Raw genomic sequence first — 25896 nt, 5'->3', positions numbered from 1 at the left:
GCGGTGACAGAAGTTTTTCCGACTACTATCGCAAGTTACGCTGTTTGGAGCATTGCGGCTACGGCAGCCCTCCCAGCTGGTTGGTTCGTCATATATGACGAGTTCGTGAAGACATGGCAAGCTGATCGGGTAGATATCATTTCCCATGAGCCTCCGCACGACAATGATGGACTGACTCTCTCCCCACCGATGGATGCCTACACGAGGTCCATGGTGATGGAAGGGTTCCAGTGGTTCACTGAAAACGAGCCTGAAAATTCTACCGGGATGCCCGTTGGAACGCAGCAGTATCAGTATCGACATTTCCCCGGTCATGACATCAGTATTGCTCCGAACAATAGCGTTCTCGCGCGGCCTGCCGTTCCTGTCCTCGATGAGGACTCCTGCATACCGGAAGCCGGTTTAGCCACTGTAAACGTTCTCGACCAAAAAATTGGTGAAAACAATCCCGGCAAAACTCTAACGGGCGAGAATGGAACTGCCGGCGCGGCAAACTCTCTCAAGGAGGATCTTGCGGAAGAACTAGCCGCCTTGTTTGACTCTGTGCCTATGGAAGTGCTGGAGAAAATGTTTCCAGCCGACGGTAAATGGAAAGGCTGGGCAAATCACGCCAAAAGGAACGGGCTCGCAGAAGCTCGGGCTGGTCGCAGGCTATTCAATCCATACAAAGCGGGCATTTGGTTTCTGAGTCGAGGGATAGCGAACTGGGATTTGGCCCGCTGCCATCGTAAATTAGCTGATAATCTGCCTGCTAGATCAAGAGAGAAGAAATATTTGCTAGATGGCAATTTGGAATAATCGCCAAATTTCCCCACTCTTTGTTACTGCCCCGGCGGATTTGCCACCAAATTACCCCCAATTCCCCTCGAATTCCGCCATATTTTCCCCACTCAATTAAAAGCGAAAAAATAGGCATCTTCTTTCAACGGAAAAGAGGGTTCCTAAATGAAAAAGGTAATTGTTCAACCGTCCTCCCTGCTGAGAACCGCGTTTCCCTATGATCAATATTCTCCTAGGGAAGAGTTGATCGTTCAACCCGCGCCTTTTGAGGCATTATCACCATTTGAGCTAGTGCCACCGCTAGAAAATAGGGCGGTTCCCTCGCCATCGCCAATAGTATCGGAACCCCCTTTTGATCAAGCTCAACCTGGGGAAGAGATGGTTGTTCAGCAGGCTTCAGTTCCAGCAACAGAACCATCTTTTGAGGTAGTACCCGCGCCGCATGCGGTAATTGGTCGGTTCCCGCCATCTCTAGCAACACCACCACCTCTTGAGCTATTCCCACCGTTAGAAAAAATTACTCGTCCAACAGTACCAACTAGCACCGCCGCCTATTACTTAAACCGGAAACCGCAAACCCTTAGGGTTTGGGCGTGCCTGGAAAACGGGCCTCTCCGCCCTGTTCGTATAAATGGCCGACTCGCGTGGTCGGTTTCTGCAATCCGTGCATTGGTGAACGGAAAGGCAAACTGATGTGCAATTTGACGCTTAATGCAGACCGAGATTACGCAGGTCCAATGGTCAGAGGGCTAGGTGGCGTTCTAGAGGGCAAGGGGTGCGAGATATGAGCGCCGAAATGATTCGCACAAACGAAAACGCCCCGGCGGCAACCGAGGCGGATTTTAAAGCCAAACTGAACCGTAATTATAAACGACTGCCGCCCTACGGCAAGCAGCTTATGGCGATCCGGGAAGCCGGAAAAGTGCCCGTCAGAAAAGTGATAGTCTCGTTTGATTGGAACCTGGGCCGAGCCTATCCTCGAATCATTATTCCCGCAGATGCGAATCCCGCAGAGCTCGATTTCAGGTTCCTTGCTGGCCTACCGGTCCAGATAATCTACGGCAGCCAGGAAGCTCACCGGGTCGATGCTCTTGTCCAGGAAATCCTGCTGGCAAACCCATCCCTGCTCGTGACGTTTGCGCTCGACCTCATTGGCACCGCACCCGTCGTTACCCTCATCAAGCCGCCGCAAAGTGCTGACGTAGGAGGGGATAAATGAAGATAAATCCGCTTGAGGCCGTGGACGCGTCACCTGCGGCCAAGGCTGCGTTTGCAGCAGTGAAGATACCCAGGAACCCGTGTGATAGGCCACTACACGCGGTTGGGCTGCATGACTTTATTGCTATGGAGCTTCCTACTCGTGAAACAATCCTCTCCCCCTGGCTGATGACGCAAAGCCTCAGCATGATTTACGGCTGGCGTGGAGTAGGAAAGACTCACGTCAGCTTGGGTGTAAGCTATGCGGTGGCGTGTGGCGGTGAGTTCCTTGGCTGGAAAGCAGATAAGCCGCGGCGTGTGTTACTGGTTGACGGAGAAATGCCGGGGCCAGCACTACAAGAGCGATTCAGCGCCATCGTCGCCTCAAACGAGGCAGAGCCGGAATCGGGGTTCCTGACGATCATCACCCCTGACCTGCAGCAAGGTTCAATGCCTGACCTTTCAACACATGCAGGTCAACAAGCCATTAGTGACGCTGCTGACCGGGCGGATGCGGAGCTGATAGTAATTGATAACCTTTCTTGCCTGGTGCGCGGCAGCGCACGCGAGAACGACGCCGAAAGTTGGGTGAGCGTTTCTGAGTGGGCGTTACTTCAGCGACAACTCGGTCGAAGCGTTCTCTTCATCCATCACAGCGGCAAAAATGGGCAGCAACGCGGCACCTCAAAGCGTGAAGACCTGCTGGACGTAGTTATAGCCCTTCGCCGACCGTCAGACTATGATCCAGCCCAGGGCGCTTGCTTTGAGATCCACTATGAGAAAGCGAGGCACCTGTCCGGTCCCGACGTTGAGCCGATAGAAGTTAAACTGACGGTCAGCGAGGAGAAGAAGAGCAAATGGGAATGGAAATCGTTAGTAGAGGCCACTTACCGCCGAGTTGCAGCCCTTGCGAACGAGGGGTTGGCGCAGGTAGACATTGCCGCTGAGCTGGGTATTCATAAATCGACCGTTTCGCGCGCTTGGTGGACGGCGAAAGAGAAGGGCCTGATTCAAAAAAAGGATACAGATAGGAGCGCTAACGAGTATCGGAGGATGAGCAAAGGCGAATGAATGTCGCTCCAGAACAGAGCTTGTTGCATGTTGCGTTTCCTAGCAACGCAACTGCGCAACAACCGCCAGTTAATAGCGCAACTGGTAGCGCAACTGCCACGCAACGGGACGCCACCAAAGCCGCATTGTTGCTCAATCTAGCGCGCAACAAGCTGTGCAACACGCACGCAACTCAAGTCGGAAAAGGCACGCAACTAGGTACCCACCATAAAGGGGACGTTGTTGCGCACCCCGAACTGCTCTCCTGGTTCGGTTCTGCGGCGAAGCGTACTGATTCATCGAGCTGACACTAAAACAGCAAAGATTTGCAGCAGAGTATTGCCTCGACCTGAATGACACTGCTGCCTACAGATGCGCTGGCTATAGCGCCTAAGCAACAGACTGACGCCGGTTTTTTTGACGAGAAGGCGACCGGTGGTCAACTTTCGATTGGAAACCGAATGAAACAGCAAATAGAAAGTGCAAAACATCAGGCTGTAACCATTGATGCCACAAGCGGTACATGTACCCCTACCCCCTCAAAAATCAGGCTGAACGAGCTTGAGGACATACGCCGTGAGATGGCACGGGTGTATCGTGAAGCACGAGGTGGAGCGATGGATACCAGCGAAGCGGGAAGGCTAGCCTATATTCTGACAGGAATCGGTAAATTAATTGAGGCAACGGACATTGAAAAACGACTCCTGCAAATGGAAAGGAAGTTCCTGAAATGAACATTCTTCGACGGGTGGAAATGCTGGAAGCAGTGGTACCCAACAGAGATGACGTAGAGTACAAACTTGTTCTGTTAGAGGAAGGCGAGAGTTGCGGGGACGGTAGGATACGTGCCGGATTGAAGGATTGGCCTTCCGACAGGATCTTCATCATCGAGTTTGTAAGTGCCCAGGAGAAGTCCCGATTTTAACGTCGTCGCTGAGTCCTTTATTGGGAAACCGCTTGAGAACGCGGAAACAGGTATTGTTGCGAGCGTGACCAAGCAATCGCTCGGGAAAATGCTGGACGCCACCGCGATGGACCATTCTGTTTCACGAGCTGCGCACTATGAGGCAATAGCCAATATAGACCAGCTATTCCGGCTGGCAGTTCAAGGGCGAGATCCTGCATGTGGAAATGCTGGTGAAGGATTTCACGCGCCGGAACGTGGCGGCAACCGGATATACACGCTGCAAGCGGTGGAAATAGCAACGCCAGCGTCTAAAAGGATAGCGGAGAGGCTTGGTTCCCCAAACCTGACCAGTATTCCGCCCGCTGGCGTTACGCCTAGATTCGCGCAAATGGTCCAAATTGTCAAGGACGGGATCAAGCCCGACGATTCGGGTTCCGCATTTTCCCGCTCCACTGCGGCTAATCCTGCTAAAGCTGCCGCTCCCCTCCGGGACCGCATGGACCGCATCGTGGACACCCTCATCTACAATTTTCAGGACCGCTTCATGCCGCTACGCGATATCCAGAAGCGTGCCGTGCTGGTACCCGAGACACAGGATGCGGTACTGGCCGAGGAACGGTACTCCGGCATGGTCCGTGCCCGAACCGACGACTTCGAGCAGGACATGCGCGACCCGCTCATCAAGGCCATCCATGATGAGAAGCTGGAATATGAAGAGATCGAGGGCTACCTGCATGCACGTCATACCCCATCGCGCAACGCGGCCATGCGCGAAATCAATCCGACCGAGCAGCAGTTGAAGGGCAAAACCTATGTGCTGACCGCGCAGCGCGACAAGCTGGCGAAGGACGCCGACGTGCAGGCGTACGTCCGAACGCGGCGCGAGCTGCGCGATGCCGAGGCCGACATCGAGGCATTGCCGACGAATCGCTCGGGCGCGTGTTGAAACAGGAAATAGCCAAGCTGCGCCAGACCCCAACCGTGAAGGATTACGTTCGCACGGTGGAAAAACTGCGCGCATTGTCGGGTGTGAAGCCGTTCGAGGGCGACAATACGGCACTTTCGGGCATGAGTAACGCCGAATCCGCGAAGATCATCAGCGATGCAAAAAAAAGGGGCCGCGACAAGGCGCTGGAGCGCGTATCGGCACTGGTCGATGGGATAACCACCAAAACGAGGAAAATCATCACAGAGGCCGGATTAGAGACCCCTGAGACGATTGCGGCCTGGAACGAGAAATACGAGCATTATGTGCCCCTGCATCGGGACGAAGTGAGCGGAAATAGCGCCCATCCTGTCGGTCAGGGCTTCAATATCCGGGGCCGCGTCTCGTACGGCAGGCCGACGCGAGAGAAAAGGCTACGTATGTAAGGCTTAAGGTAGCAGCCGGCGGTATTGAGTATTGAGCCACTTAATGAAGCGTCTGCCAAGCCCCGCCTAGCCTTGACCTATGCTGCTTATCGAGAAGCAATGGTAGCAATGAAACAAACTCCCCTGTTTATAACGAAATTTAAGGCTTAAAGGTTTCATTAGTATTATTAATTGCTATACATAAATAAGTTATTTTATAAATCGCGGAAAAATATAATCTCATGCCCATTAAGCCACCATACTTTCCCATAATCTACGTACGTGGTTACGCGATGACAGACAGGGAAATTACTGAAACCGTCTCCACCCCCTACATGGGTTTTAATGATGGAGCAACCAAGTCACGGCCAGACCCGAGCGACCCAACCAAAAAAAGGAGCTATCGGCATATTTTTGAGTCACCTCTCATTCGCCTGATGAAAGACTATAAATACCGTGATATTTATTTGGCCGGTAGCGAAACTTCGGAACGCATACCTGCCAAGAGCATCATCATCTATCGCTATTATGAAGCGATAGAGAAAGATTTTGGAAGCGGAAATACATTTTCCATGATTGAGACAGCTAGGGGGCTCAAGGATCTAATACACAAAATACGTGATCAGGTTTGCGGTAGTGATGAAAACTTGTGGGAGCAGTTCCAGGTTTATCTAGTGGCACACTCTATGGGCGGCTTGATCTGTCGCTGCTTTCTGCAGAATAAATCCATAAGCACGGAGAGCGATCGTAAGTTGGTGAGGAAGGTGTTCACGTATGGCACACCCCATAATGGGATTGAATCTAGTAGTTTTGCTAGTTCACTTGGCTGGCAATCTGGTTTAAACGTGCCACTTGGGAATTTTAATCGCAAGACAATGGCAAAATATCTTGACTTGCCAAACAACGCCGAGCGCGTTGATACCCTTGATGGGAAATTTACACCCGAGCGATTTTTCTGTCTAGTGGGCACGAACTACAAGGATTATGACGTGGCTTGGGGATGGTCGCGTCGGTTTGCTGGCGAGATGAGCGACGGGCTGGTATTGATAAAAAATGCTACCGTACAGGGCGCGCCGCGTGCGTTTGTGAATAGGAGCCACAGCGGCCCCTATGGTATTGTCAATTCGGAAGAAGGCTATCAGAATCTAATACGTTTCCTATTTGGGAATGTTCGGGTGGATGGTGTGTTGAAGGTGGATGAATTACCTCTTCCACCATCGGTGAAGAAAAAGGCGGAACGAGACAATCAAATAGTGTATGTTTCTTATTACATCGAATCCACCGTGGCGACTCGCGGGACATTTTCGCTTAAGCTGTCTGAGCGCCACCGTGATATGTGCAGTGCCATATTACGAACTCGTGATGAGACATTGGATCCAGATGCCAATCCGCCAAAGCTATTCTCCGTTTTTCTAGACACGGAAAATAAAACCAAGCAGGACTTCCCTTTAGTTTTCAGTGTGGATATCGTTGTATCAGCGACTGACTACGTGATTGGTAACGGATTTTGGAATAAGCATAGTGATGTAGAATACTTATACCGCAACACCATCACGGTTACAGTGGGAAAAGAAGAAGCCGGTTGGTCCCTGCGCTATACGACTGATGATATGGACTGGAGCGAAAAAAAGGGCTCCCTCAGTGAATGCGTTAATTCTAATGAAAACCTATTCCATATCGATCTGCAATCAGGGAAGGGATTCAGAGGAAAACTTGAATTGAAAGTTTTCTCACCGGACGCTGGCGGACCTTCGCCCACTGATTCGTCCGACATTCCACCTTCGGGTCCCGTGACATCGACGAAGGATAACAGCATTTACTACCGGATCGGCAATACTCTCGTCTCGATATAAATCCGATCTGACCGGTATGAGCAATTTACCGCAATTGGTACTTTTCTGTCTATCGCGAAGGTCGCAAACCGACATTTAGCGGCAGTTCGAATCTGACATTGCCTGTCCGATTTCCAAACTAATACACATTATGTGCCCCTACATCGGGACGAAGCGAGCGGAAATATTGCCCACCCCATCGGTCAGGACTTCAGTATCCGGGGATCGTGAGAGCAATCGGGCGAGGGCTCCAACCGGGAAGTCACAAACATTCTGGCGCACGTTGTCGCGCAGCATGAAACGGCCATTTCCCTAACGCGCGGAGTTCTACGGTGGTTCCAAGAAACGCAAAGGCCGCGATTGACTTGAGAACTCAGGCGCGTTCAATTCGCGCCAGCCCCAAACCAATGCGGCCCCTGACAAGTCCAATTGTATGCCATTCTCACAAATGCAGGAATACCCCTACGGACTGACAGGTGTACCTAAGTCCAATGGTGATTAATACCAAAATCCGTAAGATAATGGTTGAATGGATGAGGAAGAGCTTTTTTTGGAATGAACTGATAGCAGGGGCATCGGCTGGCAGGATAAATCCCCTATTTTGAAACTATCTCGTAGAAGGCGCTGATTGAGCGCTTTTCCAGCCCTGTTCTTTGAATGCCTGCTATCGGGATAGTCGTACAGTCTCCTTCTCAGAATCCCATTTATTACAGAAGCACCGCTACTCACATTGCCCCCGCGCAATCCACTTTCAAACAACCTATGGTCCCGCTATGAATAAAAAAATAATGATCTTCCTCGCGTCATTGACATTGGCTGCTTGCGCGAGCCCCAGTCGCACCGTTCAGGAAGGGGTCAAGGATGCCGGGCCGCGCGTCACAGTGAATCCGTTACCCGCAAACCAACGATTGACAGTAGGGATCGCCCGCTTCACGAATGAATCCATTTATGGAAGCGGCTTGTTCACGGACGCATCCGGAGACCGTATTGGCAAACAGGCCTCTGACTTGTTGGCACGCCATCTCATGGCAACCCAGCGTTTCAATGTTGTCGAGCGGCAGGACGTCGGAAAACTTGCAGCCGAGGCTGAACTCATGGGGCTGAGCCAGGAGCAGTTCAAACAGAACATGATAGGCGTGGATGCGTTAATTATGGGTTCCGTTGCCGAACTGGGGCGGGACACAACAGGAAATACATGGCTGGTTGGCAAGAGCAAAACGCAACGTGCGCGTGCCCGCGTCGTATTAAGACTGGTTGATCCCAAGACGGGCCAGGTGTTTTACACACAGGAAGGCTCAGGCGAGGCTGATCTGTCGTCCAGCAGCACATTCGGGTTTGGCGGGGCTACCGGTTTTGACTCCACACTGGAAGGAAAAGCGATCGATGCCGCGATTGTCAACATGATGAACAGCGTGACGGTGAATCTCGATAGCCGCCGCAATACCAAACAATAGGGAACCCATGACAACCACGCAATCTGGCTGCATGGCCGCAGTAAAGCAAGTTGTTCTCAGAAGCTGCTTTGGAATCATGGCGACCGCTTTGGCGGGGTGTGCCGGACCATCCATTTACCATTGGGGAGACTTGGAAAGTGGGCTCCATAATCGGTACGTCACGCAGGACCACGGACAAGCTGACGTCTACTTGTTGGAAACGATCCGCACGGCGGAGCAACAGAAGCTTAAGGTTCCGCCGGGCGCCTATGCGGATTATGGTTTTATTCTGTTTAAACGCGGTGACCGGGAGGGCGCAATCGCGTCTTTTGAGAAGGAAAAACTGCTTTTCCCTGAGTCCAGTGCGTTCATGACCAAGCTGATTGAGCGGGTCAAACAAAAGGAGGCCGAGTCAACGAAAAAAGCACTGCCTCAAGCGGCGGTAACACCGGAGGCTCAGCCATGACAAGAGCCGCGATAGCAGTGCTGGTTTGTATGCTCACCCTACTTTCGGGTTGCGCGATACAACCCGAGAAGAAGGATATGTCTGCTTTTTATGCGCATAAGCCACGTTCGATAGTGGTGGTGCCGGTACTCAACGACACAACGGAAATCAGCGCCTCCCCGGTTTTCGTCTCCACCATCACGAGGCCTTTGGCCGAACGCGGCTATTACGTATTTCCCGTCTACTTGACGGACCTCGTTCTGAAAGATTTCGGACTGGCGGAGGCGGGACACATTCATCTGCTCGCAACACAGCGCTTGCATGAACTGTTTGGCGCCGATGCTGCGCTCTATATCACTATCAAGGACTGGAGCAGCAAATACATTCTTCTTGCCTCGACCGTTGCTGTTGAGATGGACTATGAGTTGAGAGACGCGCGCACCGGGATGGTGCTGTGGCAGGCCAATGAAAAAGTGGTACAGAGTTCAGGAGGCGCCGGAGGGGGATTGATAGGCATGGCGATCGCAGCAGCGGTGAACGCCATGGCAACTGACTATCAGCCGCTGGCACGGCAGGCGAACAACCAGGTATTTCTACCGCCAAAAGGGTTGCCAGCAGGCCCTTATCATCTTGAGTATGGAAGGGATCAGGAGAAATTCTAGACGAACGCAGACTGCTCCGACGGTTTACCGAATGTATTGGTAAAGGGTCTCGCGACTGATGCCAAACTCTTTTGCCAGCTTTGTCCGGTTTGCTCCTGCTGCGGCCTGTTCTCGCAGCTGAGCGATTCGTTCCGCATTGAGCGCCGGCTTCCTGCCCTTGTAGACCGTCCCCTTGGCTTTTGCCAGGGCTATTCCCTCCCGCTGCCTTTCCCTGATGAGCGAGCGTTCAAACTGTGCAAAGGCACTCAACATGGTAAACATCAGGGTGGAGCGTGGATCCTCGCTGCCTGCGGTAAAGCTCATGTTCTCTTTGATGAATTCAACCGACACGCCGCGGTCGTTCATTTCCCTGACCAGCCTGAGCATGTCCTCGACATTGCGCGCCAACCTGTCCATCGAATGGACAACAAGCGTATCCCCTGCACGGACGTGATTTAGAGCAGCCTGGAGTTGCGGTCTGTTTGTATCCTTGCCTGACGCTTTGTCGGTGAACGTCTTATTGAGGTGAACCCCGTCGAGCTGGCGCTCAGCGTTTTGATCAAGGGTACTCACCCGGATGTATCCGATTCTCTGGCTGGTCATGGCCCTCTTCCCTCAATTAATGTCAGGTTAGATTCTATGACCTTCGCTTCCTGCTGTCAATTAATATCAATCTTAATCTTAAGCTGACATTTAAAGAGGGGAAAAGTGTCAGGCGGCGTTGTCCGTTTGAGGTGTACCTCAGATTGACGTAGACACGCGATCAATCTTCCATTTGTCTCGGACTCCCCAGTTCCCGAGTCAAGCTAGAACTAGCTGTAGTTGGGGGGCTACAAAAATGGGGGGTTGGAAGCAGTTGATAAAATATGTTATCAATAATAAATAGCGCGTATGAGCGCCCACCATCTTCCGGCCGCAATTCTCCGTCTAGCCGTCTTCTCAGCACTACCCACCGCCGTCGCCTTGTCCGTCCAGTCGGGGACTACTACAGTATCCGTATCCGTGTTTCGGGCGATTTGGATTTCTTAAACTCGACGGAGAAAATCGTAGAGCAACACACTGAATAGGTGGGATGAAGCTGAGTGCGCCCGGCGCCCTCGTTGGCGGAGTCTCTATAAATATTTCCGCTTCAAGTACGCAAGAAAGGGCTCCGACGACAAATCTTCGCCGGTCACCTGTCGGATCAGCTCGTGCGGGAAAAGACTTGAGCCGTGCTGATAGATGTTTTCCTTCAGCCACGAATGCAGTGTGCAGAAATTTCCGCGCGTCATCGCCTCTGGAATTTCCGGGTGAGCCTTAAGGGCAGCATCGTAGCACTGCGCGCTAAAGAGATTTCCAATCGTATAGCCCTGGAACATCCCGCCGACGCTTCCGTAATACCAATGGACATCCTGAAGGCAGCCCTGAGCGTCCGACGGCGGGCGCACCCCGAGGTCGGACTCGTACCGGTCGTTCCACGCGCCGGGCAGATCCCCCACCTTAAGTGAGCCGTCCAAAAGCTGCGATTCTATGTCGAAGCGAATCATGATGTGCAGATTGTAGGTCACTTCATCGGCCTCGGTTCGAATCAATGAAGGTTCCACGCGATTGATGGCACGACAGAAGTCATCCCGCGAAACGTCCCGAAGAGTATCGGAAAAATGGGCTTGCAGGTGAGGATAAAAATATATCCAAAATTCGTGCGACCGACCAACCAAGTTTTCCCAAAGCCGGCTTTGGCTCTCGTGAATTCCGGCGGAAGTGCCGTGACCCAGAATGGTTCCATCCAGGTTTGGCGAAAGTCCCAGTTCGTAAAAGGCATGGCCGGACTCATGAATGGTGCTGAAAATCCCGTCACGGAGATCCGTCTCATTGACCCGAGTCGTGATGCGGACGTCCCCGGCTCCAAGCTTTGTCATGAACGGGTGATGAGTGAGATCCTGGCGCCCACGATTGAAGTCATAGCCGATGCTCTTGGCCAGCCAATTCAAAAACTCTAATTGTTGGGGTTTAGGATTGACCCGTGACAAAAAATCGGTCCGCGGCTTGGGGCGAGACGACAGCTCTCCGACCAATGGCACGAGATCCCGTCGAAGGTCGGCAAAAAGCGTCTTGAGACCCACGGTAGTCATGCCGGGATCAGCGTCTTCGATGTGCGGATCCATGGGATGGGCCCATGCGGTTTCACCGGAGTTGAAAAAATCTGAGATGGCCCGTGAGTACGCGACGGTCTTTTCCAGAAACGGCGCCACGGCATGGAAGTCATTCGATTTCCTCGCGCGGACCCAAACATCGTAAGTCTCGGTCATGTGTTGAAGAAATTCAGCCTTGAAAGCGGTGGGGATTTTCGACGCCCGGGAAAACTGCCGACAGGCCAGGCGCAGGAACGCCCGGTCATCTGCGGACAACGTTGCAGCTGGCAGTCCTGATGCGGTCTCCAGAAGCGCGGCCACAGCGGGGTCGATCAGTTTTTCGTGGGCGGCCTTTTCGACCGTGGCGATCATGCGTCCGCGTGACGCTGTTCCGTCCTGAGGCATGTGGGTGGACATATCCCAATGGAGCACAGAGCCTGTCCGCCGCAGGTTATCGATTTCGGCAAACCGGGCCTTCAAAGACTGGAGCGCTGAGTGCACGAGGGCATTGACCTCTCTGAGAGGATCGGGGTATAGGAAAAATAAAAGCTCTTGTTCATAGGAAAAGAAAGCAGAGGTCGTAACAGAGGTTTCTGAAAAAAACGTCGCTAAGGAAAATAGACGCTAAATCCGGCCTTCTTCAATAGCCTTGTAGTAAGTGCGCCTGCCGATACCTACTTCAGAAACTGCTTTGCTAACACTTGTGCCACCCTGAACGAGGGCCTGCACTTGCTGCAACTTCGTTTCTTCAATCGGTTTACGGCCTTTGTATTTGCCGTCCTCTTTTGCGATATCAATCCCTTCCCGTTGACGTTCCAACATAATTCCCTTTTCAAATTCAGCGATAGCGGCCAGCATGGTGAGCATCAATTGACCAGTCGGGGATTTTGTATCCAAATTGATATTTAGAACCTCCAAGCCTGCGCCCTTCTTTTTTATTTCTTCGGCAATACTCAATAAGTCTTTGGTCGATCGTGCTAACCGATCCAATTTTGTCACAGTGACGGTATCGCCTTTACGGATGTAATCCAACAATTTTCGTAACTCGGGTCGAGCTATATTACTTCCTGATAATTTTTCCTTGAAAATCTCTTGGCACTCCGCTTTGTGGAGTAACTCCAATTGGGGAGTCATGTTTTGCTCGGTAGTTGATACTCGGCAATATCCAATTTTTGAGGAGCTCATTTTCTGGCCATTTTGCGCATATAGGATGTGTGCTTATTATAGCTTGTGCATTTAATCAATTTCAACTACAAATGCACAAATTATGGCGGTCTTTTGCTTGTGCGGCTAGACCATGCTTCAAATGCACAGGGCTACGGCCATTGCGCAACCCCAACGACGATGCTTAACCGGGTTTTACATTCCATTGCTCCCTAAACCCCAGATACTATTTTTTCCGGGTTCTGGAACGACCCCAGGTCGATTCGAATCATTCCCCTTTTTCCTTCAATCCTCTGCCAGTTTTACGCTGAGCTCATCGATTTTCTTTGCCGCCTCCGCTTTCGATAGATTTTCATCCATTTTTTCGCCAGCCTCTTCACTTAACGTACTTAGATAAGATTTTTGCGCATCGGTCATTGGTTCAGACTGCCAACCGCCACCAAGTGATTTATAAAGATCCACCATTGCGTCAAATTTCTTTTGTTGCGTTTCAATTAGATCTTGTTTGGCCTCCAGGGTATCCCTTTGTGTCAATAGCACATCCAGGTAGTCCGTACGAGCAGATTTGAATAGCTGGTTAGCGACATCAATTGATTGGACGAGCGCTTCCACCTGGCTTGTCTTGAGCTGATAGTTTTTTTTGAGCTTATCGATGTTTGAAATTTGATTCGCTACTTCCACATAAGCATTGATAATACTTTGCTCATACTCATAAGCTGCCTGAATTTGCCTGGCACTGGCGTTTTTATATTCGGCTCTGATAGCGTACCTATTGACCAGTGGAGCTACTAGCTCTCCGGCAACAGCGGCCGCCAATGATTGTGGGGAATTGAACAGGTATTTAACCGCGAAAGCTTCAAACCCTACCGCAGCGTTTATGCTAAAGGAGGGAAAGAAATTTGCCCTGGCCACCTTTATGTTTAATTCCGCTGCCGATAGCTCAAGCTCCGCTTGCTTAATATCAGGCCTGTTTTGTAGCAATTGCGACGGAATACCTGTCATGAGTACTTTGGGGTTTTGCTCCATAAAACCACTGGAAGCACGCTGGATAGGCTGCGGCGTTCTCCCTAACAGGAGGTTGATCCGGTTTTCAACAACGGTAATATCCTGTTTAATTTTGTATATGTTGCTTTTGTTTTTTGCCACTTCTGCTTCATAACGCCTGACCGCAAGTGCAGTTGTTCTTGCATACAGCAGAAGTTGTTTAACCATCTCCAACGCATTTTCCTGAATCCTGATATTTTGCTCTAAATTCTCAAGGTGGTTGTCCAGGGCAAGCAGTTCATAGTACGAATGAGCAACGTCAGCGACCAGGTTGGTCACTAAAAAATTTTGACCTTCTTTAGATGCCATGTACTCCAGCACAGCCGCTTGTCTCGCATTCCTCAATCTTTTCCATATATCTACCTCCCAAGTTGAAAATAGCTCAAATCGAAAATCGCCAAGAAACGTAGGAAAGGCATGCTCGGCTAATGGCAGATGCTCTTCAAGAGCGCCATAGCGCGTAAACTCGCCGACTTTGTCTCCGCCTGCGCCAGCACGAATACCTACAAATGGCAAATATTCGCCTCTACGCCTTTGGATTTCATTTTGTGCAATGGTGATGCGCTGCAGCATGATATTAATTTCTTTATTATTAGCAACAGCTATGTCTAGCAAATCTAATAAGGCAGGGTCATCGAAAAAATCCTTCCGCATGACAGTCGCCGTATTGGTCGTTTCCAAAACGCCCGGTTCAAAAGCAGCAGGAAGAGGGGCATCTGCTTTTTTGATTGCTACTTTAGGAATACAACCCTGCAACATCAGCCCCAACACGACTAAAACCATAAGCCGAAATGTTTTATTTTTCATTGTCATCTGGGCCGTAGTGATAAATTTCGGCTAGAGGATCAAGGTCTTCACCTTGAATTAATTTTTTACCCTCTGCCATTTTCGCAAAAATATAATAAAGTCCTGGAATAACGATGACGCCAAACACGGTACCGATAAGCATCCCACCCAGTGCTGAGGTACCAATCGTCCTGTTGCCGACCGCTCCAGCTCCCGTAGCCATCGCTAGGGGTATCAACCCGGCTATAAAGGCAAATGAAGTCATCAAAATCGGCCGAAAACGCTCTTTTGCGCCCGCAATCGCCGCTTCTCTGACCGTCATGCCTTCGACTTGCCTCTGGCTTGCAAACTCGACAATCAATACCGCGTTTTTGCCGAGCAAGCCAATTAACATCACCATTCCCAGTTGGGAATAGACATCATTGGCAAGCCCTAATCCTTTTAACAATAAAAAGGCACCGAAAATACCAGGGGGTAGCGAACATAACACGACCAAGGGTAAAGCAAAGCTTTCGTATTGTGCGGCTAGCACCAGATAAACAAACAGGATAACGACGGCGAAGATCAGCAGTGCTTCATTGCCCCGGAGGGCTTCGTCGAATGTCAAGCCTTCCCAGGCAACTTCAAAACCTCGCGGCAAAGTGGCTTCCGCAACCTCTTCGATTGCCTTGATAGCTGCGCCAGTGGTATAACCGGGTGCGGGCTCGGCCCGGATCGCCGCAGTGTTATAGAGGTTATAACGCGTCAACTCGTTGGGCCCCTGCTTTTTCACCATAGTCATGAAGGCAGAGTACGGCACCATTTCGCCTTTATCATTTTTCACAAAATATTTCAACACATCTTCAGGGGCTCGCCTGAATTCCGGCGCGGCCTGGGTGTAGACCTTAAAAAAGTTATTGAAGCGAATAAAGCCCTGTTCATAAGTACTGCCGATCATGATGTCCAGGTGATTCATCGCGTCTTCGATGCTAACCCCTTTTTGCATGGCCAGCCTATTGTCGATAACCAGTTCGTATTGCGGATAATTGGCCGCATAAAAAGTGAACAAGCCGGTCAATTCCTTACGTTCACGCATCGCATCCATGAACTTTTTATTAAGTTCATCGAATTCGAAGTAATCCGTGTCTAACGTCTTGTCCACCAAGCGAAACGCCAAACCCGATGCCGCACCGTATCCCGGCACTGCCGGCGGTTGAAAAAACTCGATGACCGCACCTAGGTCATGGGCTTTTTCCTCCAACTCGTGGATAACTTGATTTACCGAATGTTCACGTTGCGACCAATCTTTCAGGTTGACAACAACAGTCCCTGCATTTGATCCACGGCCTTCGGTGAGTACTTCGTAGCCGGCTAAGGAAGAAATCGATTGTACGCCTTCGATTTCTGCGGCTATCATTTCCAGTTCACGTGCCACTTTGTTGGTCACTTCGATGGTTGACCCGGGCGGTGTTTGGATAATCGCATAAATCATGCCTTGATCTTCGCCGGGAATAAAGCCGGAAGGCAAGGTTTTATCGACCACGAAAATGCCGAAGCCAAACCCGGCCAATACCAAAAGCGTGACAATGCGTCGGGTGACCGTGACATTCAGCAATTTGATGTAGCGGCCGGTGACCTTTTCGAAAACAGAGTTAAAGCCATCGACGAAAAGGCTTATTGGGTTTCTCCGTTTCCGCTGACCGTGAGTGTTTTTAAGAATCATGGCACACAGTACCGGGGTGAGCGATAAAGCCACGATTGCTGAAATAATGATCGACGACGCCATAGTGATAGCGAACTGTCGATAAAATACCCCGACCGGTCCTGGCATAAACGCAAGAGGGACGAACACTGATACCATGACCAGCGTAATCGCTATAATGGCGCCACCGATTTCCTGCAACACTTTTCGGGAGGCTTCATAAGGGCTGCAATGCTCGGCTGCCATTTTTGCATGCACTGCCTCCACTACCACAATGGCATCATCGACCACAATACCAATAGCCAACACTAAGGCAAACAAGGTGATGAGGTTGATGGAAAGCCCGAACGCAGACATGACGGCAAATGCTCCGATCAGCGAAACCGGTACCGCGAGGACGGGAATCAGGGTAGAACGCCAGTCGCCAAGGAAAATGAAAACCACCAAGGAGACCAGAATGAAGGCTTCCACCAATGTGTGTAGCACTTGTTCGATGGACGCCTCAACGAAACGCGACACATCGTAATTGATTTCGTAGTCCATGCCCTCCGGGAAGGATTTTTTCAATTCTTCCAGTTTTTTCTTCACATTCTCTATGACTACTTGGGCATTACTGCCGTAGTTTTGCTTCAGCACGATGGACGCGGAAGGGTATCCGTCCTTATCAGAGAAAATATTATAAAACTCGCTGTCCAGAGTGACCTTGGCAACGTCTTTAATGCGCAGAATCTCGCCTGTTGGAGCAGCCCGGAGAATAATGTCCTCATATTCTTCCGGCTTGTTAAAGCGTCCTTTATAAACCAGCACATACTCTTTGGACTGGGCGAGCATGCCTGTGCTTTGGCCCAGCCGACCAGGTCGTCCGATAATGCTTTGACTCGCCAGTGCCTCCATCACCTCTTCTGACGAGACGCTATAGGCTCTCATCCGTTCCGGATTCATCCAAATCCGCATCGCATATTGGCGGGAACCCAATATGGTTGCTTGGGCAATTCCAGTAATGCGTTGAATCTCCGGAATAACATTGACATAGGCATAATTAAATAAAAGCTTCTGATCGGCGTCTTTGTCTTTGCTGAAGAGGTTGACATACATGAGCATGCTGGGCTGGACGAAGTTTACAATCACGCCTTCCAACTGCACCAGTACGGGTAGCCTGCTCATCATCTGATCCACGCGCGTCTTCACGTTAACCATCGCGATATTAGGATCGACGCCTAAATTGAAATATACTTGAATGGTCGCTTCGCCGGCGCTGGTTGCATCCGAAGTGATGTATCTCATACCAGGCACGCCATTGATAGCGCGTTCTAAGAGGATCAGGGACGATTTCACCAGTACCTCGGCGCTGGCACCGGGAAACGATACTGCAACCGTGACCCGGGGCGGTGCAATATCTGGAAACTGGGAAACGGGCAATGATTTCATTGCTAAAAAGCCCATAAATATGAACAACAGCGATAACACGATCGCTAGCACAGGTCTTTTGAGAAAAATACCAAACATGGCCTAGTCCTGACTAAAAGGTTACTCGGTATACAATTTCATCAACTCTGAGCGAACCTCTTGGGGTGGCTTTAAATCGATCATCACCTTCTCTCCAGGACTAACTTTGCGTATACCCTCGATCAAAATCCTGTCGCCGTCATTCAGGCCAGTTTTAACAATAAACATGTGGGGCAATTCGGCCTCTATATGGATAAGCCTTTGCTCCACTTTTTCTTCTTTGTTGACGACGTAGAGATAGATTTTATCCATGATTTCGAACGTCGCTTTTTGAGGGATGAGCATGGCGTTTGGGTAAGGTATGGTCATTAGGATTGTTCCTGTCTGACCATGCCTGAGAACTCTGTCCGGGTTCTCGAACAAGGCACGAAACTGAATATTGCCGGAGGTATTATAAAAATCACCTACAATTGTCTCAATGACCCCCGTATGATTGTAAATCTCGCCATTTGCCATCCTTAACTGCACTGTTTCTTTGGTTTTGCCGTTTTCGCGCCTTATGAAATCCAAATATTTAGCTTCCGGGACGTTGAAATAGACCCACAAATGGGCGATATCAGACAGCTCCGTCAACAAATCATCTTCATCCAGAAGGCTGCCGATCCTAACAGCCAAATGATCGGTAATCCCATCAAAAGGTGCTCCGATATCGGTGAACCCCAAGTGGGTTTTCGCCAAGTTCACCTGCGCGTTGGCCTTATCTAATTTTGCTTTTGCCAAAGCCAATTCATTGGCTGATACGATATTCTTATCAGCCAAGGCCTTGGTATTGAGGTATTCGATATTCATATTTTGCGCTTCGGCTTCCGCAGTTAGAAGTTCTGCCTGATAGACGTTGGGCATGATTTTGAACATGGGCTGTCCCTTTTTTACCCATTGCCCTTCGTCTACAAAAATATGGGTTAAGTAGCCCTTTTCCAAAGAGCGGACTTCAATATGTCTGATGGCATGAATCTGACAGACATAGGGTTCCAAGATGGAAGTGTCTTCACGGAATGGTGTGGTTGCCGCATATTTTGGCATTTCTTCATGTGTCTCGGTTTTTTGGCATCCACTCAATACCAGAGTGGCGATTAAGCCTAGAACGACGGATAATTTAGTGACCATTTTCATGCCGTTTAGGTTGGTTAAAACAGGTTAAACAGCGACTTGGATTTGTCGTGGATCGATCTGAATACCGCGCCTTGACTTTAGTCATTGTCTCTAGCCCACCAGCTTTAGCTGGCGGTTGTTTAGTGATTTCATCATGATTGGTATAGCAGGATAAAAAGTGTCTTGGTTCTTGGCGTATCCTGACGCCATGGCTAGTACGCCTGGCTGACGATGTCCGCGATACCTTCCACCGTCGAGGTCAAGAAGCGTTCGAAGTAAAAAGTGATACGACCGGACACGTCCAGCGCCAACATGCCGGCGTAAGCCCAGACTACGGAGATCACGGGAATCTTGATAGTGGGAAAGACGTCCGTTGGCGTATGCCGTATCGCCCTGACTCCAAATATGACGATCAGAATGGAAAGAACCACGAAGGTGTAAGGTTTCCGTAGCGCGATAATTACGATCTGGTTCATACTATGTTCCCTCTTATGCCTTCGGTAAAATTCATTTACCTAGAATATTGCACGTAAGGATGAGATAATTCTTTCGCAAATCCTTACAAGGTTGGACTTGCAGTCTCCCGCCTTGCGCCTCCAGACGGTCTGAACAGGATTACTGCCCATCCCTTGCCAAACCCAGAAGCTGATCACCCGGCAGAATATCCCGGGAGAATGGGGGGAAGGGAGAGTCGTACTGGTCCCGCTGTTCCTGAAAATCTCGTCCTTCGTTATGTGTTGCCCGAGTGCTCTGTCGGCATACACTCCGACAGCGTGTGATGGCCAGATTGGTTGCTCGATATCGATAATATGGACATTACAGTATCGGCCGGTATCGAGCCGCAGCTGATTGGGAAGTGTTTTGGCAATCAGGAGGAAGATGGCGCCGAAGGCTGCGGCAGCCGGATTGTTTCCCGATGCGATGGCAATCGCCGCAGCGACCGCGGATATTTTTGCAATATTTCTGCGCCTTCCAGTTTTGCCGACTTCAAGAGCGGGAAAGCCCTGAACCTTGTTGGTATGCTCCAGCGCATAGTTAAATCCAAGCTCGGCCGCTTCGTCGTCTGTCTTCCCGGCAGCCCGGGGGAAAACAGCTTGGCACATTGCTAGGATTTGGTTCACGTTCCGACTGCAGGCTCCGAGGATCGTTGCCGATGCGGCGACGGCTCCGCAGGCGATTTGCTGGGGACGGGTGCCTGCTGCAGCCCATTGCGCCGCTTTTGCCACCGAGTTCGAGATGGCCTCGCTTACGACTCGCATGTTGTCCGCATTGAGGAGCCCTATGACTTCTCCTGAATGGTCCTTGTCGTAGTGGCTGACGAGAACGTGATCGAGGGAGTACACGTAACCTCTGAGAATGGGATCGATAAAGTTTTGGACTGTCTCGGCATACCCGAGTAGTCCGCCCTCGATCAATATCGTCCGGTGTCGCCCGGCTGTCACGTCTGCCGCAACCACGAGCGCACTTTCTCCCTGCTCGACATCAATCGTATGGATGGTGAGTTGCATGGTGATGAGCTTCCAAGTTTTCCCCCTTCCAAGATAAAACAGGTAACTCGCACACTGAGAGCGTCTAGCTGCGTGCTATCACGCTGCAACGGCTGGTAGACTGGCGATTATGAAATGCGAATGATCGATTCAGCGGTCAAACGTGGCACTTCCACATTGGCCTTTCTTCGACTGATCAGCATGGGTTTAAAGGATGCCAACGGCCGGAGTGAGATCAAAGTATCACACCCCTTGTAAGAGAACTATGAAGTATAGGTGGTCAATTTGTGAATACCTCAACCTGAACCATTCAAGTCAAAAAGTGTGAGCGACTGTAGAGCTCCGTATGAGAGGGGTAAGTGCTAGAGGGGGAAGTGCTGACCGAAGCGGAGGCACTCATTACAAAGCTTGGCGCGATGAGTTCACCTATACCACGCAGAATCTGGTGCCGGCCGTCGGCGCCATGATTCAAGCCATTCTCGTAAAACGACTTTCTCATGATTCGGGCTGCTATGCAGCTGGTATTTTTGAGAGATGCGGGTTAACCCTGCAGCATGAATGTTTCATACTCCAGCCGATTGAATTTGTGCGAGAGGATGAAGAGACCGAGAAATGCGGACAACGTAACGGATATCCATGGTTTTTTCTTTGCAGCAGCTTCTTCAGGAGTCCGATAGCCCCAGGTATGGCCGATAAAATCCAGTCTACGATCGTGCAGCATTATCATCCAGGGGCACTGGCCAGGCGCGATGTTATACAAAGCAATATGGTCGCCACCGGCCCACTTTAGATCATTGCTCATGTCTGCGCCTAGCGCACGGGCGTAATATTTGCGAGTTCCGGATTGTTCAAATCTGCCGCACATTGCCACGTTTTTCGCCATTGCCAAGGTGGAGTAGGAGAGGAATCGGCCCATAGTCCCCGCTTGCCCGCTTTCGCGCCATGCTCCAGCACATACAAATCATGGTCCTTCGCGTAGCGACGATAGACCCAAGCCATGCCGCGATTAACCTGTTCTGCATTGGCATCCACGCCATCACATTTAACGCGGGCCACGATTCGCTGATAGCGGTCTTTCACATGTGGAGAGACTTCCGCTTCCTTGCCGAAACACAAGTCTGAGAGTGATTGTTTTGCCTTGGTACCGAATGGCTGGCGCTTCTCCGGAGCATCTATCTCAGCCAGGCGTATCTTGTGTTGCTGCTTCGAGGCGGTCAGAACGGTAAGCGTGTCCCCATCTGCTATCCCCACGACCTTTCCACTGAACGTTGCAGCTTGTGTGGTTGACAGGTAGAGGCCAAATACCGCTACGAGTGTGAATTTCAATGCGGGGTTAAAGTGTGGCATTTTGAGCCTGGATAAAATGTATGGCTGACCTATCGACGACATTTGAACAAATACTACAACTGGTGACATGCTAATTGAGGAGGCAACGAAAAAGATGGTTTGGTTTACTTAATAAGCTGATGCCTATTGGCTTGAGACGCAGAACGGTTTGCCTCTATCGGGATTCGGAGGTGCCATCACGTTTGGTATATGTAAGGCAAGCGTCAGTGCCAGTAACTTTGAACTCGCCAGGCGTGCAGTGCATGATGAAGTGACGCAACGCCTTGTCACGTGCGGGGTCGTATGCGAGGAAGATCATGTTAAACCCGGGAGGGTGAGCATCTTCAGCCAGGATTGCGACTTCTACCCCATAGAAACGCCCAACGCGGACCGCACCAAGCTGGTGAGCGGACTTGGTAAAGAAAAAGGCAGAAACAGGGCGTGCTAATGCTCGACGCAGGCTCTCAACCTTGAGCGCGAAGCCAGCGATGTCCTCCTGCTTCACCGGTCCTATGGTGCGGCGGCATTCGGCTACGACTACCGACCCGTTGGGTGCAGTGAGCGCAACGTCAAAAGTCCACGTTGTATCCGGAAGCCTGAATGGAATATCGATACCATCATCGCACCAAGACGTGAGCTCTGGTTGGCGATGAGTCAGCACATCCCGACACGTAACCTGGTACGCGCGGTTGATTCCATGAGCTTTGCCGGACGACAAGATTGCTTGACTCCTAATGCGCGAGTTTTGCGATCGCCAAGGTGGTGCGCTGGAACATGGGAAAGAGAAGAGCGCCAGCAGACAGGTTGTGTTCAGGTACTTTAGAGTGGGAGCGAACTCGCACCCGCTGTCATTGGCCAACAGCCTACATATGCTGCCAATCCTGAAACAACGTCCAGTCAGGAGACCCCATGCTCGCGGCTAAAGTGAACCAAATATATCAGGCGGATGAGGTGGTACCGGTTATTCTTTCATGTAACCCATGGTCACACCCGAGCTTTTGGCACGGAAGAGGTAGCTCCATCGAGTCTTACTGGCGCTCAAAGGCCAATGGTCTATTGCCATGGCGCATGCGCTTAGATAGTATATTTAACTTTGGACAGCGCCATTTCCTGGGTTTCAAACGGCAATACTTCTCTTTGGACCGGTTGTCCGCTTTGCCAGTCAGCTTCGCCGACTTCGCGAAATCTGTCGATGGTTGTATCGATCACTTCCCGATTGATTTCGTCCGCCTGGACAACCGCCCGCAAACCGATCCCATACTCATAATTGCCGTCGCACTCAAATGATTCATAAATCGCCGGCGGCTCATTTTCTATAATTTCCATCTCTCTTTTGCTTTGATATTCGCGCAGCGTCAATCCGCCGAAACAATCATAAGCCTGCTTTGGTCGCTCAGCCATCATGTAATACTTTTCCCCATCTTTACTTCTAAACGGGCCTTCCCACTCCAGTCTTCCCTCCTGTTTTTGTTGCTTTTCGGATAGAAGCGAAAACGCGCGCTCAGAGGCCACGCTCCTCGTTTTGTTCCAGAATTCGTAAGTCGCGGTAAAGATCGTGGCATTCCAAATGGTGACCCCGTCGGTTCCAAGAAAATAGACTTCGAACCACTGTTTATATAGCTTCGGGCGGCCTGGCTCATCGAGCACCAGATCACTGGTGAACTTTCCGCCGTACTTACTGCCTTCCTGCATGATCCTCCAGCGCAGGCTGACGTAGAGGTCCCGTCGTCGCCGTCGCGGCAATTCTGCAAACGGGGTGAAGTTGAAAAGCCCTCGTTTTTTCATTAATAGTCTCGTTTCTATCAGCTGTTACTGGAATACTTGTTTGGCTAACCCCAGCCGACCCAAATGATCGACATGCAAATCCAACGTTACAAATCTGTACGGTTTTCACCAGGGCGGGTTGTGTAGCCCTATAGGGTGATTATCGGAGCAGCTTTTTATATAGAAACAGATATGCTTCCCTCAGGACCTTACGTTTGTAACCCCTGATTTCCCCCATCTCCTCGTCGGTCAGGATGTAAAGAGGCCACTGATCGGAGAAGCAGCGATAATACTGTTCATACAAAACCTTGGGTGGACACCCGACCTGCCGATCCATGTCGATTAACAAATCTCCATAACCCAGCCCTTCCTCCGAATAAAGCGCGTATCCACCCCAACGGCTCGCTCGCGGAAAGTAGTCCTTATTTGACATTCTCAGATTCATAACGCTTACTGGAAATACCGTTTTCGGGTCTTGGTTCGTGTCGACGCATCGCTTTAATTGTTCTGCACACATAAGGCGAAACGTCCTGAGATCCGTTGAGCGATAGGATACGGAGCCGATCTCACACTGCCCCAGGATTTGAGCCAAATATTCATAAAACCATTCAGGATATTGATCCTTTACCGGGATATATCGGGTCCCCGGCGGCGTTAGAACAAACGGCCTCTCTGTTTCATATTCGTAGTCGTGCTTGCTGCTGTCTATGAGGCTGATTTCGCGCTGAGTAAATATGTCCCCCGACTGTCGCAATAATTCTTTTGCTGCCAGAACGCGATCAAACCAATAGTCAACGAATTCCTTGATTTCCGGCCGCCGTTTCCCCCAATGCCAGGCACATTCCTCGGGTTGTTCGTCCCAGGTTAAATAGAAGGCATTATCCCATTTGGGGTAGTGGCATTCTTTTTTCGGCCACCCAGCTTCTTCGCTTATCCATTGGTAACGGCAGGCTATCCTCTCAGCTGCTTCTATAGCCCGTACCCACAAATAACGCTTGATATCGCCGTGCCTGCATATCGAAAAAAGCTCGTAGATACGGTCGCCATGCGCAGCGGCATCTATTAGTTGCGGTAGCGCATCGGCACGAAGGCTGATTCGAAACGGAAGCGTTTCGCCCCGGTACCCCAGATACGTCAAATCGAGGTCAAGGGAGAGCCTCCCATCTTCATTTTCCATTTTGTTTATGCTGCGGTTAAAGCATTTCTGATAGGCAGGTGTTTTTACGATGGGACGCCTAAATAATGAGAGTTATTTTTGCTTCGACGTTCCATATCGACCGAGTGAATCGGTATCCGCTCACACCGATAACCCGGTTTCCCGTCTGTCTCGCCGATTCTCATCATTCCGTCGCTACAATAACCCTGCCTTCCTCTGCCTCTAGGCTCGCACTTCTCGCATGGGGAATATGGCGGTACAACGTGGATGCCGCCACGTTTAATCGATGAGCCACAGCAGCAACAGTAATATTTGAATCCTTTAGCATGGCCTTGGCGGCTTGTAGATCCCTGGGTGAGAGCGCAGGAGGCCTGCCACCAACACGTCCACGTTCCCGGGCGGCTCTTAACCCCGCAGTCGTTCGCTCACGAATAACGCCTCGTTCAAATTCGGCCAATGCTGCGAAAATATGGAAGACAAGTTTTCCGCTCGGTGAACTGGTATCGATGGGGTCCTGTATGGATTTCAACCCTATACCCTCGTCCTGGAACGATTCAATTGTTTCAATAAGCTGTTTCATGGAGCGGGCAAGCCGATCAAGTTTCCAGACAACCAATGTATCGCCTTTCCGCATGTAGGAAAGGGCGGCTTTTAACTCAGGCCTGTCCCGCTGTGCGCCTGAGGCTTTCTCCTGGAAAATCTTCTCGCACCCTTCCTTAGCCAAGGCATCGAGCTGTAGAGCCAAATCCTGCTCTTGAGTACTTACCCGCGCATAGCCAATTTTCATTCTGCTCCCTCTAAAAAGTGGTTATTCTCCTGAAACTCATCAGTATCCTAACTTATCGGAGGGGATATTTCAAGATATAGTTTTGGGAGGAAGAAACACGCCAAAAATAGGTATTTTTCCTTTCCGCTACTCATCTCCGACAAACGACCGTTTTTGCGCGTAAAGAAGAGCCGTCCTTTCTGCATAATACCCAACTAATCTCAGGTGTAGCTCCGTACAGTAGAAAATACTGCTGAGTTCTATAAAATGCGCCGCGGGCCCTTATTCGCGCGGGAGATTCTGGGTCGCTTAAAAAATTTCCATAATGATTGTGACAGAGTGAGCGTGCCTATGGGCAATAATATGAATGACCCGCAA

The 25896-nt window shown here is 50.6% G+C and carries 28 protein-coding genes; 13 read left to right on the top strand and 15 right to left on the bottom strand.

Annotated elements, in window-relative coordinates; genetic code table 11:
* The first annotated feature begins 210 nt into the window (after positions 1-210).
* Positions 211-798, top strand: a complete 588-nt coding sequence (locus BMX66_RS15420; protein ID WP_143058242.1) for a hypothetical protein — start codon at positions 211-213, stop codon at positions 796-798.
* Positions 799-1012: 214 nt separating this feature from the next.
* Here BMX66_RS15420 and BMX66_RS15715 read toward each other — a convergent pair whose 3' ends face one another.
* Complete coding sequence (locus BMX66_RS15715) at positions 1013-1285, bottom strand: hypothetical protein (RefSeq protein WP_158593425.1); 273 nt, start codon at positions 1283-1285, stop codon at positions 1013-1015.
* Positions 1286-1564: 279 nt separating this feature from the next.
* Between BMX66_RS15715 and BMX66_RS13090 the strand changes: the two genes are divergently transcribed.
* The 12 genes from BMX66_RS13090 (at position 1565) to BMX66_RS13035 (ending at position 9656) form a co-directional block, all read left to right on the top strand.
* The gene (locus tag BMX66_RS13090) at positions 1565-1999 is read left to right on the top strand and encodes a hypothetical protein (protein ID WP_090882924.1); all 435 of its coding nucleotides are present in this window, start codon (positions 1565-1567) and stop codon (positions 1997-1999) included.
* A complete protein-coding gene (locus BMX66_RS13085; RefSeq protein WP_090882922.1) occupies positions 1996-3048 on the top strand; it encodes an AAA family ATPase in 1053 nt (350 codons plus the stop codon). Before BMX66_RS13090 ends, BMX66_RS13085 begins: the two co-directional genes overlap by 4 nt.
* On the top strand, positions 3045-3335 hold the full coding sequence (locus BMX66_RS13080) for a hypothetical protein (protein WP_090882920.1): 291 nt from the start codon (positions 3045-3047) through the stop codon (positions 3333-3335). The genes BMX66_RS13085 and BMX66_RS13080 overlap by 4 nt, the downstream gene beginning before the upstream one ends.
* A complete protein-coding gene (locus tag BMX66_RS16165; protein ID WP_090883093.1) occupies positions 3326-3421 on the top strand; it encodes a terminase small subunit in 96 nt (31 codons plus the stop codon). Before BMX66_RS13080 ends, BMX66_RS16165 begins: the two co-directional genes overlap by 10 nt.
* A gap of 67 nt (positions 3422-3488) precedes the next feature.
* Positions 3489-3761 (top strand): hypothetical protein, encoded by a 273-nt coding sequence (locus BMX66_RS13070; RefSeq protein ID WP_255398958.1) that lies wholly within the window; start codon positions 3489-3491, stop codon positions 3759-3761.
* A complete protein-coding gene (locus BMX66_RS13065) occupies positions 3758-3952 on the top strand; it encodes a hypothetical protein (protein WP_090882918.1) in 195 nt (64 codons plus the stop codon). Before BMX66_RS13070 ends, BMX66_RS13065 begins: the two co-directional genes overlap by 4 nt.
* Positions 3927-4880: an LPD3 domain-containing protein gene (locus tag BMX66_RS13060; protein ID WP_143058241.1), complete on the top strand. Its 954-nt coding sequence runs from the start codon at positions 3927-3929 to the stop codon at positions 4878-4880. The genes BMX66_RS13065 and BMX66_RS13060 overlap by 26 nt, the downstream gene beginning before the upstream one ends.
* A complete protein-coding gene (locus BMX66_RS13055) occupies positions 4874-5305 on the top strand; it encodes a hypothetical protein (RefSeq protein ID WP_090882914.1) in 432 nt (143 codons plus the stop codon). Before BMX66_RS13060 ends, BMX66_RS13055 begins: the two co-directional genes overlap by 7 nt.
* A gap of 272 nt (positions 5306-5577) precedes the next feature.
* Positions 5578-7137, top strand: coding sequence for an esterase/lipase family protein (locus BMX66_RS13050; RefSeq protein WP_255398957.1), 1560 nt, complete (start codon positions 5578-5580; stop codon positions 7135-7137).
* Positions 7138-7889: 752 nt separating this feature from the next.
* Positions 7890-8570, top strand: a complete 681-nt coding sequence (locus BMX66_RS13045; RefSeq protein ID WP_090882910.1) for a CsgG/HfaB family protein — start codon at positions 7890-7892, stop codon at positions 8568-8570.
* A gap of 76 nt (positions 8571-8646) precedes the next feature.
* Positions 8647-9015 (top strand): DUF4810 domain-containing protein, encoded by a 369-nt coding sequence (locus BMX66_RS13040; RefSeq protein WP_158593426.1) that lies wholly within the window; start codon positions 8647-8649, stop codon positions 9013-9015.
* Positions 9012-9656 (top strand): GNA1162 family protein, encoded by a 645-nt coding sequence (locus BMX66_RS13035; RefSeq protein WP_090882906.1) that lies wholly within the window; start codon positions 9012-9014, stop codon positions 9654-9656. Before BMX66_RS13040 ends, BMX66_RS13035 begins: the two co-directional genes overlap by 4 nt.
* Positions 9657-9680: 24 nt before the next feature.
* On the opposite strand, the gene BMX66_RS13030 is transcribed toward BMX66_RS13035, so the two are convergent.
* The 14 genes from BMX66_RS13030 to BMX66_RS12965 form a co-directional block, all read right to left on the bottom strand.
* Positions 9681-10238: a recombinase family protein gene (locus BMX66_RS13030; RefSeq protein WP_090882904.1), complete on the bottom strand. Its 558-nt coding sequence runs from the start codon at positions 10236-10238 to the stop codon at positions 9681-9683.
* A 509-nt stretch (positions 10239-10747) separates the two neighbouring features.
* The gene (locus tag BMX66_RS13025) at positions 10748-12247 is read right to left on the bottom strand and encodes a carboxypeptidase M32 (protein ID WP_090882902.1); all 1500 of its coding nucleotides are present in this window, start codon (positions 12245-12247) and stop codon (positions 10748-10750) included.
* Positions 12248-12370: 123 nt separating this feature from the next.
* Positions 12371-12931, bottom strand: a complete 561-nt coding sequence (locus BMX66_RS13020) for a recombinase family protein (protein ID WP_090882900.1) — start codon at positions 12929-12931, stop codon at positions 12371-12373.
* Between the two features lie 264 nt (positions 12932-13195).
* Positions 13196-14767 (bottom strand): efflux transporter outer membrane subunit, encoded by a 1572-nt coding sequence (locus BMX66_RS13015; RefSeq protein ID WP_177168791.1) that lies wholly within the window; start codon positions 14765-14767, stop codon positions 13196-13198.
* Positions 14751-17927 (bottom strand): efflux RND transporter permease subunit, encoded by a 3177-nt coding sequence (locus BMX66_RS13010; protein ID WP_090882898.1) that lies wholly within the window; start codon positions 17925-17927, stop codon positions 14751-14753. Before BMX66_RS13010 ends, BMX66_RS13015 begins: the two co-directional genes overlap by 17 nt.
* Positions 17928-17948: 21 nt before the next feature.
* Positions 17949-19034, bottom strand: coding sequence for an efflux RND transporter periplasmic adaptor subunit (locus tag BMX66_RS13005; protein ID WP_090882896.1), 1086 nt, complete (start codon positions 19032-19034; stop codon positions 17949-17951).
* A 197-nt stretch (positions 19035-19231) separates the two neighbouring features.
* Positions 19232-19495 carry an efflux RND transporter permease subunit gene (locus BMX66_RS13000; RefSeq protein WP_090882894.1) on the bottom strand — a complete coding sequence of 88 codons (264 nt, stop codon included), beginning with the start codon at positions 19493-19495 and terminating at the stop codon, positions 19232-19234.
* Between the two features lie 39 nt (positions 19496-19534).
* Positions 19535-20527, bottom strand: a complete 993-nt coding sequence (locus tag BMX66_RS12995) for a ComEC/Rec2 family competence protein (RefSeq protein WP_090882892.1) — start codon at positions 20525-20527, stop codon at positions 19535-19537.
* 520 nt (positions 20528-21047) lie between these two features.
* Positions 21048-21308, bottom strand: coding sequence for a hypothetical protein (locus BMX66_RS12990; protein ID WP_090882890.1), 261 nt, complete (start codon positions 21306-21308; stop codon positions 21048-21050).
* A gap of 8 nt (positions 21309-21316) precedes the next feature.
* Positions 21317-21853: a thermonuclease family protein gene (locus tag BMX66_RS12985; RefSeq protein WP_090882888.1), complete on the bottom strand. Its 537-nt coding sequence runs from the start codon at positions 21851-21853 to the stop codon at positions 21317-21319.
* Positions 21854-22007: 154 nt separating this feature from the next.
* Positions 22008-22550 (bottom strand): hypothetical protein, encoded by a 543-nt coding sequence (locus BMX66_RS12980; RefSeq protein ID WP_090882887.1) that lies wholly within the window; start codon positions 22548-22550, stop codon positions 22008-22010.
* Between the two features lie 356 nt (positions 22551-22906).
* Positions 22907-23617, bottom strand: coding sequence for a hypothetical protein (locus BMX66_RS12975; protein ID WP_143058240.1), 711 nt, complete (start codon positions 23615-23617; stop codon positions 22907-22909).
* A 139-nt stretch (positions 23618-23756) separates the two neighbouring features.
* Positions 23757-24773 (bottom strand): hypothetical protein, encoded by a 1017-nt coding sequence (locus BMX66_RS12970; protein ID WP_090882883.1) that lies wholly within the window; start codon positions 24771-24773, stop codon positions 23757-23759.
* A 163-nt stretch (positions 24774-24936) separates the two neighbouring features.
* Positions 24937-25539: a recombinase family protein gene (locus tag BMX66_RS12965; RefSeq protein WP_090882881.1), complete on the bottom strand. Its 603-nt coding sequence runs from the start codon at positions 25537-25539 to the stop codon at positions 24937-24939.
* Positions 25540-25896 lie beyond the last annotated feature (357 nt).

Origin of the sequence: Nitrosovibrio sp. Nv6, assembly GCF_900110495.1 — a bacterium.
GTDB lineage: Bacteria > Pseudomonadota > Gammaproteobacteria > Burkholderiales > Nitrosomonadaceae > Nitrosospira.
This window is presented reverse-complemented; position numbering and strand designations above follow the sequence as displayed.